General features: G+C 73.5%; 13 protein-coding genes. 6 read left to right on the plus strand and 7 right to left on the minus strand.

The genetic code is table 11. From position 1 onward, the window contains the following. The first annotated feature begins 64 nt into the window (after positions 1-64). Positions 65-565 (plus strand): GNAT family N-acetyltransferase, encoded by a 501-nt coding sequence (locus tag B9S58_RS04985; RefSeq protein WP_103530913.1) that lies wholly within the window; start codon positions 65-67, stop codon positions 563-565. A 16-nt stretch (positions 566-581) separates the two neighbouring features. Here B9S58_RS04985 and B9S58_RS04990 read toward each other — a convergent pair whose 3' ends face one another. From B9S58_RS04990 to B9S58_RS05000, 3 genes are all read right to left on the minus strand, one after another. After that, positions 582-1,484, minus strand: coding sequence for a glycosyltransferase family 2 protein (locus B9S58_RS04990; RefSeq protein ID WP_103530914.1), 903 nt, complete (start codon positions 1,482-1,484; stop codon positions 582-584). A 79-nt stretch (positions 1,485-1,563) separates the two neighbouring features. Further along, positions 1,564-2,223 carry a GNAT family N-acetyltransferase gene (locus B9S58_RS04995; RefSeq protein WP_103530915.1) on the minus strand — a complete coding sequence of 220 codons (660 nt, stop codon included), beginning with the start codon at positions 2,221-2,223 and terminating at the stop codon, positions 1,564-1,566. Positions 2,224-2,278: 55 nt separating this feature from the next. After that, on the minus strand, positions 2,279-3,733 hold the full coding sequence (locus B9S58_RS05000; protein ID WP_258044190.1) for an MFS transporter: 1,455 nt from the start codon (positions 3,731-3,733) through the stop codon (positions 2,279-2,281). Between the two features lie 109 nt (positions 3,734-3,842). Here B9S58_RS05000 and B9S58_RS05005 point away from each other — a divergent pair, with 109 nt between their 5' ends. Beyond that, on the plus strand, positions 3,843-4,469 hold the full coding sequence (locus B9S58_RS05005) for a TetR/AcrR family transcriptional regulator (protein ID WP_181009188.1): 627 nt from the start codon (positions 3,843-3,845) through the stop codon (positions 4,467-4,469). Between the two features lie 67 nt (positions 4,470-4,536). Continuing rightward, positions 4,537-5,559 carry a hypothetical protein gene (locus B9S58_RS05010; protein ID WP_103530916.1) on the plus strand — a complete coding sequence of 341 codons (1,023 nt, stop codon included), beginning with the start codon at positions 4,537-4,539 and terminating at the stop codon, positions 5,557-5,559. A gap of 61 nt (positions 5,560-5,620) precedes the next feature. On the opposite strand, the gene B9S58_RS05015 is transcribed toward B9S58_RS05010, so the two are convergent. Beyond that, positions 5,621-6,505, minus strand: a complete 885-nt coding sequence (locus tag B9S58_RS05015; RefSeq protein ID WP_103530917.1) for a PhzF family phenazine biosynthesis isomerase — start codon at positions 6,503-6,505, stop codon at positions 5,621-5,623. A gap of 128 nt (positions 6,506-6,633) precedes the next feature. After that, positions 6,634-7,407, minus strand: a complete 774-nt coding sequence (locus B9S58_RS05020; protein ID WP_103530918.1) for an SDR family oxidoreductase — start codon at positions 7,405-7,407, stop codon at positions 6,634-6,636. Positions 7,408-7,551: 144 nt separating this feature from the next. Here B9S58_RS05020 and B9S58_RS05025 point away from each other — a divergent pair, with 144 nt between their 5' ends. Continuing rightward, on the plus strand, positions 7,552-9,219 hold the full coding sequence (locus tag B9S58_RS05025; protein WP_103530919.1) for an alkaline phosphatase: 1,668 nt from the start codon (positions 7,552-7,554) through the stop codon (positions 9,217-9,219). 41 nt (positions 9,220-9,260) lie between these two features. On the opposite strand, the gene B9S58_RS05030 is transcribed toward B9S58_RS05025, so the two are convergent. Then, a complete protein-coding gene (locus tag B9S58_RS05030) occupies positions 9,261-10,256 on the minus strand; it encodes a Gfo/Idh/MocA family protein (protein ID WP_103530920.1) in 996 nt (331 codons plus the stop codon). An 88-nt stretch (positions 10,257-10,344) separates the two neighbouring features. On the opposite strand from B9S58_RS05030, the gene B9S58_RS05035 reads away from it, so the two are divergent. Then, positions 10,345-11,736, plus strand: a complete 1,392-nt coding sequence (locus B9S58_RS05035; protein WP_103530921.1) for a multidrug effflux MFS transporter — start codon at positions 10,345-10,347, stop codon at positions 11,734-11,736. Positions 11,737-11,756: 20 nt separating this feature from the next. Here B9S58_RS05035 and B9S58_RS05040 read toward each other — a convergent pair whose 3' ends face one another. Further along, positions 11,757-13,079 carry a hypothetical protein gene (locus tag B9S58_RS05040; protein ID WP_103530922.1) on the minus strand — a complete coding sequence of 441 codons (1,323 nt, stop codon included), beginning with the start codon at positions 13,077-13,079 and terminating at the stop codon, positions 11,757-11,759. Between the two features lie 219 nt (positions 13,080-13,298). Here B9S58_RS05040 and B9S58_RS05045 point away from each other — a divergent pair, with 219 nt between their 5' ends. Next, positions 13,299-14,297: a small ribosomal subunit Rsm22 family protein gene (locus B9S58_RS05045; RefSeq protein ID WP_103530943.1), complete on the plus strand. Its 999-nt coding sequence runs from the start codon at positions 13,299-13,301 to the stop codon at positions 14,295-14,297. The last annotated feature ends 38 nt before the right edge of the window (positions 14,298-14,335 follow it).

Consider the following 14,335-nt stretch of genomic DNA (forward strand, 5'->3'; position numbering starts at 1 on the left):
CTGCCCGCGGCCATTGTTCCCCACCCGCACGGGCGGGGACGTAGCGGCCCTGGGACAGGGAGTGATGAGAGTGGCGGAGAACGTGCCCGTGGGCGGACGTACGGCACCGGACGCGGTACGGATACGCCGGGCCACGGCCCGGGGCGCGGAGGCCGTCACCGGCCTCTTCCTGGCCTCCCGGGCCGCCGCCATGCCGTATCTGCCCCGGGTCCACAGCGATGAGGACACCCTCGCGTGGATCACTCATGTCGTGCTGCCCACCAGCACCGCGGTGTGGGTGGCCGAAGACGTGGGCGGCGAGGCGCTGGGGTTCGCCGTGCTCGCCGGGGACGACGAGCTCGATCATCTCTACCTGCGGCCCGACTCGCTGCGGCGCGGGATCGGGAGCCGGCTGCTGGCGGAGGTGCGCGGGGCGGTGAAGGGGCCCCTGAACCTGTACGTGTTCCAGCGCAACGCCGCCGCCCGCGCCTTCTACGAGCGGCACGGGTTCACCGCCGTCGCGTTCGACGACGGCGGCCGCAACGAGGAGAACGAGCCGGACGTGCTCTACCGCTGTAAGCCGTAGCCCGCCGAGCGGTGGGTCAGATGACCGGCGGCCGGCCCAGCCGCGTCATCTGCCACACGGTGGACCAGCGCATCGGGCGCCGCTCGCCGCACGGGGTGCGGACGCCCTCGGCGAAGCCGCCCGCCCAGGCGCGCAGGCCCTTCGGGTCGCGGGTGCGGGCCAGGGTGAGCAGGGTCCAGGTGCCGAGGTAGGCGGGGACCAGGGGGAGGGGCAGGTTGCGGCGGGCGAGCCAGACGCGGTTGCGGGCCGTCATCCGGTAGTAGACCGCGTGCCGGGCCGGGGACGTCTTCGGGTGCTGGAGCAGCAGCTCGGGTTCGTACAGCACCTTCCAGCCCGCGTCGAGCGCACGCCAGGCGAGGTCGGTCTCCTCGTGGGTGAAGAAGAACTCCGCGGGCCACGGGCCGGTCTGCTCCAGCATCTTCATGGAGAACGCGTGGCCGCCGCCGAGGAAGGCGGTGACCTCTCCGCCGCGCATCGGGTCGCCGGCGCGCAGTCGCGGCACGTGGCGGCGCTGTGTCTCGCCGAGCTCGTCGGCGATCCGGAAGCCGACGATGCCGAGCCGGTCGTCGGCCGCGAAGTGGTCCCTTACCCGGCGGAAGACGTCCTTGTCGACCAGCAGCCCGTCGTCGTCCAGCTCGATCACCACGTCCACGTCGCCGATCTCGGCGAGCCTGCGCAGTCCCTCGTTCCGGCCGCCCGGGCAGCCGAGGTTCTCCGGCAGCTCGATGGTGGTCACCCCGCCGTCGAGGTCCGCCAGGCCGGGGAACGCGGTGAAGTCCGGGAGCGCCGTGCCGTTGCCGATGATCACGAGCCGGGTGGGCCGGACGTCCTGCATGGCGACCGACGCCAGCAGCGCCTCGACCGCCTGCGGGCGGTCTCCCATGGTCACGATGGATACGCCGATGCGTGGTGCGGACAAGTTCGGTACTCCTGGGGCTCGGCTGCCGGTCGTCGGCTGCTGGTCGGCAGCGGTGCCCGCGATCGTAACGCCTCGCTGTTCAGTTCGCGGTCGCCGCCCGGCCATCCGCGGGCCCGTCGGTGTTCAGCAGCGCGTAAACGGCCATGTCCCGCCGCCGGTCGCCCACCTGCTGGCAGCCGCGCAGCAGCCCCTCCCGCCGGAAGCCGGCGTCCTCGGCGATCCGGGCGGAGGCGGTGTTCCACGGTTCCACGAAGAGCTGGAGGCGGTGGACGCCGAGGTCGTGCAGGGCCCAGCCCGTCACCGTACGCAGTGCGGCGCGGGCGACGCCCTGGCCGCGGGCGGGGGCGATGAGCCAGTAGCCGAGGGAGGCGCGGCCCTCGGGCAGGCCGCGCAGCCACAGCCCGATCGCGCCGACCGGGCGCCGGTCCCGGGAGCGGACGATGGCGAACGGGTACCCGGCGCCGGTGGCCGCGCGCTCCCACTGTCTGCGGACGAACGCCTCGGCGGCCGCGTCCGAGTAGCGGGTCGGGATGGTGGTGATGAGCGGGATGTACGGGTCGAGCGAGGCCTCGCGGACCAGCGGGAGGTCGCTCATCTCCCAGGGGCGCAGCACGAAGTCCGGGCCCGCGGACATGCTCGGAACGGTCAGCGGTTCGGGGCCGGGACCCGGCTCGGGACCGGGACCCGGCTCGGTGTCGGTACGGGGGCCGGGCTCGGGACCGCGCTCGGGAGCAGCCATGTCCGTATCCTCCCGCCGTCGATCCAGTTCCGCCCCCGGGCCGGGCCCGTGCGGCTCACGCCTCCGCCGCTGCCGTCCGGTCCCTTTCCGCCAGGAAGTACCCGGCGAGCAGGGCGCCGGCCAGGACCAGGGCGGAGTTCACGAGGATGGCGGTGGAGACGCCGGACAGTACCGCCTCCGGCCCGGTCTCGGCCCCCGTCCGGGCGGTGACGACCGCGCTCATCACCGGGATGCCGAGGGCGATGCCGATCTGCTGGGTCATCGTCGCCAGCCCGGTGGCCCGCCCCTGCTCCTCGTCGGGCAGGCCCGAGGTGGCCGTGACCATGAAGCCGACGATCATCAGCATGTTGCCCACGCCGCCGACGAAGGTGGCCGCCAGCAGGAGCCAGATCCAGGCGCCGGACGTGCCGAGCGCTACGAGGGAGAGCGTGGCGACGGCCTGGACGACCCCGCCCAGCGCGATGGCGCGCCGGTTGCCGAACCGGCCCACCGCCCGTCCGCCGAGCACCCCGCCGACGACCGTGCCGATGCCCAGCACACCGAACGCGAGACCGGTGGCCAGCGCGGAGTAGCCGAGGACCTCCTGGAGGTACAGGGTGAGCAGGAACACCAGTGAGGTCTCGGTGACGAAGGCGATCAGCCCGGCGGTGTTGCCCCAGACGACGCTCCGCCGCTTCAGGATGTGCATCGGGACGAGCGGCGCGGCGGCCCGCTGCTCGATGCGGACGAAGGCGGCGAGGAGCGCGGCGCCCGCTGCCAGGGCTGCCAGCGTGGTGGGGGCGGTCCAGCCGGTCTCGCCGGCCTGGGTGAGTCCGAGGACGAGCAGCAGCAGCCCGCCGGTGACGGTGACCGCGCCGGGCACGTCCAGCCGGGGCCGCCGCTCGGGCCGGGAATCGGTGATCACGGCCGGGGCCAGGATCACGACCAGGGCCGCGACCGGTACGTTGATGAAGAAGGCCCAGCGCCAGGAGAGCAGGTCCGTCAGGAGGCCGCCGAGGATCGCTCCGGCGGTGAACCCGGCCGACATCAGGGCCCCGTTGAGCCCCAGGGCCCGTTCGCGCAGCGGCCCCTCCCTGAACGCGGTGGTCAGCAGTGCGAGTCCGGTGGGGGTGACGGCCGCGGTGGCCAGGCCCTGGAGCACGCGGGCGGTGAGGAGGACCTCGGGCGAGGTGGCGAGACCGCCGAGCGCGGAGGAGAGCCCGAGGACGACCATGCCGCCGATGAACAGGTTCTTGCGGCCGACGAGGTCGGCGACGCGTCCGAAGAGCAGCGTGAATCCGGCTGCCGCGAGCGCGAAGGACGTGGCGATCCACTGGAGGTGGGCGAGGGAGAAGCCGAGCCCTTCCCCGACGACGGGCAGCGCCACGTTCAGGATCGAGAAGTCCACCGCGATCATGAACTGGGAGCCGAGCAGCAGTGCCAGCACGAGCTTCTGGCAGCTCGTCATGCGGGGGCCGGCGATGCGCGGGCCGGTCGTCGGCCCGGTGGACGGGGGAGCGGTGCGGGGCATGGCAAGGGCGCCTTCCTGGGCACGGAAATGGCTTAACGGGATGCGTGTTCCGTTAAGGTGAGTGTCACCGTAACAGGGGGAGCGTTATTAATGGAACTGGAGGACCGTTATGACTTCTGAAGGTGTCGACGCCGACGGGGTGGAGCCGGGCACCGTGCGCCCCGGCGGCCGCACCGCCCGGGTGCGGGAGGCGGTGCTGCGTGCGGCCGGGGACGCGCTGGTCGAGCACGGCTTCGACGGGCTCGACCTGGCCGACGTCGCCAGGCGGGCAGAGGTCGGCAAGACGACCGTCTACCGGCGCTGGTCCGTTCCCGCCGGGCTGGTGGCCGATCTGCTCTCGGACATGGCGGAGCAGTCGCAGCCGCGCGCGGACACCGGATCGCTGGCCGGGGACCTCAGGGCCAACGCCCGCCTCGTGGTCCGCACGCTGACCGACCCCCGGCAGGGGCCCCTCTTCGCGTCCGTCATCGCCGCAGCCACCTGCGACCCGCGGACCGCCGATGCCCTGCACCGCTTCTACGCGGTGCGGATCGGGGAGTGGTCCGGCTGTGTCGAGGCGGCGGTCGATCGCGGCGAACTGCCCGCCGGCACGGACCCGGGCGAGGTGATCGCGGCGGTGTCGGCACCCCTGTACTACCGGCTGCTGGCCAGTGGCGCCCCGCTGGACGAGGAGGCGGCCGACCGGGCCGCCGCCGCTGCGGTCGCCGCCGCGCGGGAGGGGACGTACGTGCGGTGAGGAGCGCGGGGACCCTGGGTGGTGACCGGCTTCGTGGTGTCCGACGGCGCGTCGATAAAGTGCTGGAATGATATTCGGTAAAGCCGGGTTCGCCGGTGCCGTCGCCGACTTCGAGGCCGCGGTGACGGCGCGGGACGCCAAACGGTCCGGCAAGGCGTTCGCCCGGTTGCAGGAGACCTTCGGCCAGGCCAGGGAGTCGGAGCTGCTGGACGGCGGGCCGCGGCTCGCCGCCGTGCTGGAGCAGGCGCCGCCCGGCCCCCGTGCCGTCGTCGCCGTCCTCGTCGGGGCCTGCGTCGAGCGCGGTGCGGACGCCGAGCGCTGCGCACCGGGGGTGCTGGCCGGGCTGCGGTGGGCCCTGGGGCAGGCAATGGTGTTCTCCGAGGCGTGGGCGGCGACCGGTGGCGGCGCGTTTCCCGCTCCGGACGGCGGCGAGCCGGGCCCGGAACTCGTGGAGCGGGCCGGCTTCGACGCGGCCGTCGGCTGGTGGACGCTGGCCCAGTGGGAGACGGCCGCCGTCGCGATGCTGAACCACCCCGGCGTGCGCCGGTCGGCCGGCCCCCGGGGCGAGGTGCTGCGGCTGCTCGGCGCGGTGGAGCGGGTCTCCGGCGTGGAGCTGAAGTCCCTCGCCCACGCCCTCCTGGTGCTGGACGACGAACCGCTCGTCGCCCTCCACCGGACGAGCGGCACCGGCTACCTCCTGCGGCTCTCCGGTATCGGGGACAACTTCCAGCTGCACACCCTGCTCGCCGCCGCGCTCATCGGCGGCGGCCATGTGGAGGGCCGCGCGCCGTCGGCGCAGGAGGCGGCCGTCTGCCGGGAGACTCCCGGGCAGGTGGACACCGTGGGCTCCTTCGACCTGGTGGCCCCGGACGGCGAACCGGTCCGGAACGAGGGCGCCCCCGCCGACATCCCCGTCGTCGACGGCGTCCGGCTGCTGGTCCTGGACGAGCCGTCCTGCCGGCACTCCTGGTCCGCGGGCCGTTTCTTCCCCGGTATGCGCGGTGACGTCCTGCTGGAGCGCACCCTCGATCCGGAGGAGACGGAACGCTGGTACGCGCATGTCTCCCCGGTCAAGGACGCCACCGGCTGAACCGGGGCGCCCTCCGCGCCTTGTCCGGCCTCCCCGCGGACCCGGCGGATCCGGGCGGTCCTCAGTCGATCCGGGTGCCCGTTCCGCCGACCCGGACCCGGGCGTCGCCCGCCCGCAGTTCGACGGTGAGCGTGCCGGGGCGGCCCATGTCCGCCCCCTGGTGCAGGGTCAGCACCGCCGTCTCCGGTACGAGCCCCAGCTCCCGTGCGTACGCGCCGAAGGCCGCCGCCGCCGCGCCCGTCGCCGGGTCCTCGACGACCCCGCCCACCGGGAACGGGTCGCGGACGTGGAAGAGGTCGGGCCCCTCGCGCCAGACCAGTTGCAGGGTGGTCAGGTCCAGCCGGTGCATCAGCGCTTCGAGGCGCGCGAAGTCGTAGTCCAGGTCCGCCAGCCGCTCCCGGGTGGCGGCGGCCAGCACCAGGTGCCGGGCCCCCGCGAAGGCGATCCGGGGCGGCAGGGCCGGGTCGAGATCGGTGGCCGCCCAGTCCAGGGCGGCCAGCGCCTCCGCCAGGTCGGCCGCTGCGGTCTCCTCGACGTGCGGTGCCACGCTGGTCAGAGTGGCGCGGAGTTCGCCGCCCTCCCGTACGACGGTGACCGGCACCCGGCCCACCGGCGTGGCGAACTCCAGCTCGCCCGGTCCGTCCCGTTCGGCCAGGGCGAGCGCCGTGGCGACCGTGGCGTGGCCGCAGAAGGGCACCTCGGCCTTCGGGCTGAAGTAGCGGATCGTGTACGCGCCTTCGCCGGTCCGCTCCGTCAGGAACGCCGACTCGCTGTAGCCCAGCTCGGCCGCGACGGCGAGCATCCGTTCCTCGTCCAGCCCGGAGGCGTCCAGGACGACGCCCGCGGGGTTCCCGCCCGCGGGGTTCCCGCCCGCGGGGTTCCCGCCCGCGGGGTCGGCGGAGAAGGCTGTGTAGCGCAGGACTTCGGGCTGGTTCTCAAGCGTCATGCAGCAGTCAACCGTGCTGCCGCGCCTGTCATTCCCGATCCCGGTACGGCGCGGGGGAGGGGGCGCGATGTGTGTGAGGGCTGTCGCGGCGCCCTTCGGCACCGCGTCCGGCCTCTTCGTGCGCGGGCTCAGCCTCGTCCGACGTACGGCATGTTCGTCGCCAGGACCGTGGCGAACGGGATGTTCGCCTCCAACGGCAGTTCGGCCATGTGCAGCACCGTCCGCGCCACGTCGGACGCCGCCATCACCGGTTCCACCGTCAGTTCCCCGTTGGCCTGCAGGATTCCGGTCCGCATCCGCTCGGTCATCTCCGTCGCCGCGTTGCCGATGTCGATCTGCCCGCAGGCGATCCGGTAGGGGCGGCCGTCCAGCGACAGCGACTTCGTCAGCCCGGTGATCGCGTGCTTGGTCGCGGTGTACGCGATCGAGTGCGGGCGCGGCGCGTGGGCGGAGACCGAACCGTTGTTGATGATCCGGCCGCCCCGCGGTTCCTGCTCCTTCATCAGCCGGTACGCCGCCTGCGCGCACAGGAACGCACCTGTCAGGTTCACGTCCACGACTGCCCGCCAGTCCTCGGCGGCGAGGTCCTCCAGCGGTACGCCGCCGGGGCCGAACGTGCCCGCGTTGTTGAACAGCAGGTCCAGTCGGCCGAACCGCTCCCGTACGGCGGTGAAGAGCGCGCCGACCTCATCGGCGTCGGTCACGTCCGTGGTGACGCACAGTGCCTCGGTGTCCCCGGCGGCGGCCGCCGTCTCCGCCAGCGGCTCGGCCCGCCGGCCCGCGAGCGCGAGCGACCAGCCCGCACTCGCGAGGGCGAGCGCGACGGCCCGCCCGATCCCTGATCCCGCACCCGTGACGACGGCGACCTTCCGGCCGGTCTGCTCGGTCTGCTCAGTGTTCATGGCCCGGCAGCGTACGGGACGGATCGGTGCACGGGGCACGCGGTGCTCATCGACCCGCCATGCGGATGTTGTGCACGCGACAACGGTGCGTCGTCGTGGGCGGCTGCCATGAATCCCGACAGTATCCGGGCTGAGGAGGGGCATATGACATCCGCACAGATCATCATGACGCCCGATCAGAGCACCCGAGCAGCCGAACTCCGCACCGCCGCCCGCCTACTCGAACCAGGGGTGGGGCGCCGGCGTTTCCTGACCGCCACCGGAGCCGCCGCAGCGCTCGCCTTCGCCGTGAACCTGCCCGCCGCCGGCACGGCGAGCGCCGCCGAACTCGACTCCCGCCGAATCACCGAGGACCCGTTCACCCTCGGCGTCGCCTCCGGCGACCCGCACCCGACGTCCGTCCTGATCTGGACCCGGCTCGCCCCCCGCCCCTACGAACCGGGCGGCGGACTGCCGCGCGGCCGGGTCGTGGTGCGCTGGGAGGTGGCCCGCGACGAGCGCTTCCGCCGTATCGAGCGGCGCGGATCGGTCACCGCCCACCCCGAATTCGCCCACAGCGTCCGCGCCGAGGTCCGGGGCCTCGGCGCCGGCCGGGTCCACTACTACCGCTTCCGCACCGGCAGCTGGACCAGCCCGGTCGGCCGCACCCGCACCGCCCCGGCCCCCGGAGCCCGCAACACCTCCCTGACCCTGGCCGCCGTCTCCTGCCAGGCGTACCACGACGGCTACTTCACCGCCCACCGCCACCTCGCAGCCGAGGACGTCGACGTCGTCCTCCACCTCGGCGACTACCTCTACGAGTACGCCGTCACCGCCACCGGCGGCGCCCGCGGCTACACCGACCGCCGGCTCCCCGCGCACTACAACCGCGAGACGGTCACCCTGGAGGACTACCGGCTGCGCTACGCCCTCTACAAGTCCGACCCGGACCTGCGCGCCGCCCATGCCGCCCACCCCTTCGTCGTCACCTGGGACGACCACGAGACCGAGAACAACTACGCGGGCGGCACCCCCGAGAACGACGTCACCCCCGAGGAGTTCCTGCTGCGCCGGGCCGCCGCGTACCGCGCGTACTGGGAGAACCAGCCGCTGCGCACCCCGCAGCGCCCCACCGGACCCGACATGCGGCTCTACCGCCGCCTGACGTTCGGGCGGCTCGCCCAGTTCGACATCCTCGACACCCGCCAGTACCGCAGCGACCAGGCGTACGGCGACGGCTGGCGCACCCCCGGGCCCGAGTCCGAGGACCCCACGCGCACCATGACCGGGGCCACCCAGGAACGCTGGCTGCTCGACGGCTGGCGCGCGTCGGACGCCACCTGGAACGTCGTCCCGCAGCAGGTCACCTTCGCCCAGCGGCGCAATGTGCCCACCGACGCCTTCAAGCTGTCGATGGACTCCTGGGACGGCTACCCGGCCTCCCGGCAGCGGCTGCTGGCCGGCGCCGAGGCCGCCGGGGTGGACAACCTGATGGTCCTCACCGGCGACGTCCACGTCTCCTACGCCTTCGACCTCAGAAAGGACTTCGACGACCCCGCCTCGCGCACCGTCGGCACCGAGATCGTCACCACCTCCGTCTCCAGCGGCAAGGACGGCGCGGACCGGCCCGCCAACTGGGAGAACCTGACCCGCGCCAACCCGCATCTGAAGCACTACAACGGGCGGCGCGGCTACACGCTCGTCACCCTCGGCACGGAGGAGGCCCGCGCCGACTTCCGTACGGTGGCGGCCGTCACGACCCCCGGAGCGCCGCTCACCACCGCCGCCTCCTTCGTCACCGAGGCGGGCAACCCAGGGCTCACGCCCGCGTAAAGCCTCACGCCCGTGTCGGCCTCACTCCCGCGTCAGCGGGTTCAGCGGTCCGCCAGGTAGCGGACGCCGATGCGGTCCCGTACCGCGTCGAGCGTCCGCATCACCGCCAGCGAACCCTCCAGCGGGACGAGCGGGGACTCCAGCTCGCCCGCCCGTACCGCGCGCATCACCTCGGCGGCCTCGTACTGCATGCCCGAGAGCCCCAGCGGGCCAGGACCTGAGGTGATCGTCTCCGGCTCCGCGCCCGCCCGCCGCAGGACGAAGTGGTCCGGGTGGAAGAAGTCGCGTGGGACGTCGATCCGCCCGGCCGTGCCGATCACGGTGGCCGCCGTCGGGTGGTGGCCGACGATCGAGCAGGACAGCAGCGCGTTCGCACCGGAGTCCCAGCCGAGCAGCATCCCCGTGTTCAGGTCGACGCCCTCCGGGGACAGCAGCGCGTCCGCACGCACCCGGTCCGGCTCGCCCAGCAGCAGATGCGCGAACGACACCGGGTAGACCCCGAGGTCCAGCAGCGCCCCGCCGCCCAGGTCCGGATCGCGCAGCCGGTGCCCCGGGGCGAAGTCGCCCGCGAAGCCGAAGTCCGCCTGCACGGTGCGGATCTCGCCGATCGCCCCGTCCCGCACCAGCTCGGTCAGCCGGCGGACCACCGGGTTCAGATAGGTCCACATGGCCTCCATCAGGAACAGGCCACGCTTCCGGGCCAGCGCCACCAGCTCCCTCGCCTCCCGGCTGTTGAGCGTGAACGCCTTCTCGCACAGCACATGCTTTCCGGCCCTCAGCGCCAGCCCGGCCGCCGCGTGGTGCGCCGAGTGCGGGGTGGCCACGTACACCACGTCCACCTCGTCGTCGGCGACCAGCTCCGCCCAGCTGCCGTAGGCCCGCCCGATCCCGTGCCGCTCGGCGAAGTCCCGCGCCGAGGCCTCCGTGCGCGAGGCCACCGCCACCACCTCGGCGTCGGGCAGTCCCTGCACGTCCGCCGTGAAGGTCGCGGCTATGCCGCCCGTCGCCAGAACACCCCAACGCACCGTCCCACCCATGCATGCCACCCCAGCCCGCCCGAAAAGGTATCGACCACTCCGGCCGAGCTGAGAGCATAGATGCGGATTCAACGATGTGGAGGAGCGAATGCCGGACAGCGGCGGCAGCCGGGCCCAACGAGCACACATACCCACCTCCGGGACCCGTCCCGGAGCCGATGCCGACCCGACCATCCCGCACGGTGACGCGGGCGCCCTCTCGGCCGACCCGGCCGCCCCGCAGGTCACCGCCGCCGCCGGCCTCCCCGGCCCGGCGGCGAACGCGACCCGGCGCACCGGACTCCTGGTCACCATGGTCCTCGGCGGGCTCACCGCACTGCCGCCGCTCTCGATGGACATGTACCTCCCGGCGCTCCCCGCCGTCACCGACTCCCTGAGCGCGCCCGCCGCCACCGTCCAGCTCACCCTGACCGCGTGCCTGGCCGGAATGGCGCTCGGCCAGCTCGTCGTCGGACCGATGAGCGACCGTTGGGGCCGCCGCAGGCCGCTGCTCCTCGGCATGGTCGTCTACGTCCTCGCCACCGCGATCTGCGCCCTGGCCCCCACCGCCGAACTCCTCATCGGCTTCCGCCTCCTCCAGGGGCTCGCGGGCGCGGCCGGCATCGTCATCGCCCGGGCCGTGGTGCGCGACCTCTACGACGGCGTGGAGATGGCCCGGTTCTTCTCCACCCTGATGCTGATCTCCGGCGCCGCCCCGATCATCGCGCCGCTGATCGGCGGCCAGGTTCTGCGGGTCACCGACTGGCGCGGCATCTTCGTCGTGCTGACCGGCGTCGGCATCGCCCTCACCCTCGTCGTGGCCAAGTGGCTGCACGAGACACTGCCGCCCGCCGACCGCCACACCGGCGGGGTCACCGACGCCCTTCGCACGATGCGCGGGCTGCTCGCCGACCGGGTCTTCACCGGCTACATGGTCGCGGGCGGTCTCGCCTTCGCCGTCCTGTTCGCGTACATCGCCGCCTCCCCGTTCGTCGTGCAGGAGATCTACGGGGCCTCGCCCCAGACCTTCAGTCTGCTCTTCGGGCTCAACTCGATCGGTCTCATCATCGTCGGGCAGATCAACGGCAAGCTGCTCGTGGGCCGGTTCCGCCTCGACAAGGTGCTCGGCTTCGGCCTCGCGGTGATCGTGCTGGCCGCCGTCGCGCTGCTGCTCATGACGACCGGAGTCTTCGGCGAGGTCGGCCTCGTGCCGGTCGCGGCCGGGCTGTTCGTGCTGATGTCGGCCATGGGCCTCGCGATGCCGAACACCAACGCCCAGGCCCTGATGCGGACCAAGCACGCGGCGGGCTCCGCCTCCGCGCTGCTCGGCACGTCCTCGTTCCTCATCGGCGCGATCGCCTCCCCGCTGGTCGGCATCGCGGGGGAGGACACGGCCGTCCCGATGGCCCTCGTCCAGGTGGTCTGCGCGGTGGCGGCGGTGGCCTGCTTCCTGCTCCTGTGCCGCCCCTGGCAGCGCGCGGGGCGCGAGGGCGGCCTCTGAGGGAGCCGGCCGGGGCGGATTCAGCCCGTGCGCGGGTAGCCGATCAGGTGCGTGCGGTCCTGCCGGTCGGTCCAGCGGAACACCCCGACCCCGGTCGTCTCCGTCCCCGGCAGTCGCGCGTTGCGCGACAGCCGCTCGGTGCTCCAGGTGGCGAAGTCCATCATGACCGGGAGCCCGCCGCCGGACAGTGCCTCCGAGGCGTCGCGCGCGTTCTCGGCCCCGTAGGCGAGGCCGTCGTCCGTCGCCGTGGCCAGCGTCAGATGAGCCGCGCCGCCCTCGTCCTCGAAGCAGCGGCCCTGCTTCGCCGCCAGGTCGAAGGCCAGGTTCCCGGCGATCAGATAGTCGCCCGAGGGGGAGAGGACCGCCTGCGGGTAGTGCCCCGGCTTTATGGCGGGCTTGTGGCACTCCACCGAGACGAGCACCTCGCCGGTCGCCGCGTCGTGCACCGCCCACAGCTCGTGGGTCGCCGCCCGCTCGGTCTTCTTCGCCGGCGCCCACTTCGCCAGCACCTGGTCCGGGGTCGTCGACGTCACCACACCGCTGCCCCGGTCGGTGTCCTTGGGTGCGACGTTCCGGCTGAACCAGCCACCGCGCACCCAGAACTCCCGTGCCCCGCCCAGCAGCAGCCCCCCGGCGGTCTGACCGTGCACCTCGGTGAGCTGCTTGCAGGCCCCGCAGCCCTTGGGGTACTTCAGCTCGTCCGCGCCCAGTTCGGACACCTCGCCGGTGACCGGGTCGACCAGGGTGCTGTTCGCCTTCGCGTCGCTGACCACGATGTCCGGACCGGCCGTATGGACGTCCGGGGCCCCGGACCACGGCACTTCGACGCGCTGCCGGTTCCCGTTCGTGACGTCGTACAGATCGAGCGCGAGGAAGGTGCTCGCCGGGGACAGCCCGTCGCCGGCCTTCCCGTAGGACCAGGTCACGAAGAACTGCCGGTCGCCCTTGGCCACCGTGGCGAGCCTGGGGTAGTGCGGCGGGTCCGGCGGCCGCCAGGCCCGACCCCGCCAGCCCAGCTCGCCGGTGGCCGTGTCGACGGTGCGCAGCCGGTAGCGGTTCCCGTCGGTCCGCTCCAGGTAGGCGAGCAGGCCCGTCGCATGGGAGACGGCGACGTCGGGGGATGAGCCGATGATCTCCCAGCCCCGGTCCGTCGTGTACTGCGGCGGAACGGTCAGCCGGGTCACCTGACCCGCGCTCGGCGGCACCGGCTTCGCCGTCCCGGCGGCCGCGCCGTCCTTCCCGCCCCCGTCGCGGGGACCGCCGCCGCAGGTGGCCAGCAGGAGGAGCAGGGCGAGCAGGACCACCCCGCCGACCAGCGTCAGCCGCACGATCCTCTGCCTCATGGCTCCCCCGCTGGACCATCCTGGTCTGGTGCCGTCCACGCGCGGGCCAGCGTAGCAACAGGCCCACGGAGCGGTGGAGTTCGCCGGATTCCCGTTCCGTACCGGTGACGTGGGGTCCTGGTGCGGCCCCCGCCCCGCCGCCCGCGCTCCCTCCGTGCCCCCTCCGTTCCCGGCGCAGCGGAATGCGTCCGCCGGGTCGCCTCCGCCTACAATTCGGCGGTGAACGTCACCCTCCCCACCCCACAGACCCTGCGCGCGGCGCTGGCCGGGCTGCTGGACGGACTGCCGCCCAAGCAGGCCGCACAGGCCGTCGACCGGCTGATCGCCACCTACCGCGGGGAGACCCCGACGAACGCCCCGATCCTGCGGGACCGCTCCGACGTCGTCGCGTACGCCGCGTACCGGATGCCCGCCACCTTCGAAGCCGTACGGTCCGCCCTCGACGCCCTGGCCGGGGCCGCGCCCGACTGGACGCCCGCCACGCACACGGACGTCGGGGGCGGCACGGGCGCGGCGAGCTGGGCGGTGGCGGGGGTCTGGGAGGGCCCGGCGACGACTGTCCTGGACTGGGCCGAACCGGCCCTCGCGCTCGGCCGCGAACTGGCCGAGGCATCCGGGGTGCCGTCGCTGCGCGACGCGCGCTGGGAGCGGGCCCGGATCGGTGCGGCGCTGGAGCTGGACCCGGTGGACCTGGTCACCGTCAGCTACGTACTCAAGGAGCTGACCGCCGGCGCCAGGACCGAACTGGTCGAAGCGGCGGCGGCGGCCGGGCAGGCGGTGGTGATCGTCGAGCCCGGCACCCCCGACGGATACGCCCGGATCATCGAGGCCCGCGACCGGCTGGTCGCCGCCGGGCTGCGCGTCGCGGCCCCCTGCCCGCACAGCGACGCCTGCCCGATCGAGCCCGGGTCCGACTGGTGCCACTTCTCGGCGAGGGTCAGCCGCTCCTCGCTGCACCGGCAGGTCAAGGGTGGCTCGCTGAGCCACGAGGACGAGAAGTTCAGTTACGTCGTCGCCACCCGCTTCCCCGCCGTCCCGCCGGCCGCCCGGGTCATCCGCAGGCCGCAGATCCGCAAGGGCCAGGTGCTGCTGGAGCTGTGCACCCGCGACGACGGCCTGGCCCGCTCCACGGTCACCAAGCGCCACGGCGAGCTGTACCGGGCGGCCAGGGACATTGCCTGGGGCGATCCCTGGCCGCCCGCTGACCCCACTGACTAGGGTCTTTCGTGTGGATCAGGTCGGATCACGCACCGGTG

This window comes from Streptomyces sp. SM11 (assembly GCF_002910905.1).
GTDB lineage: Bacteria > Actinomycetota > Actinomycetes > Streptomycetales > Streptomycetaceae > Streptomyces.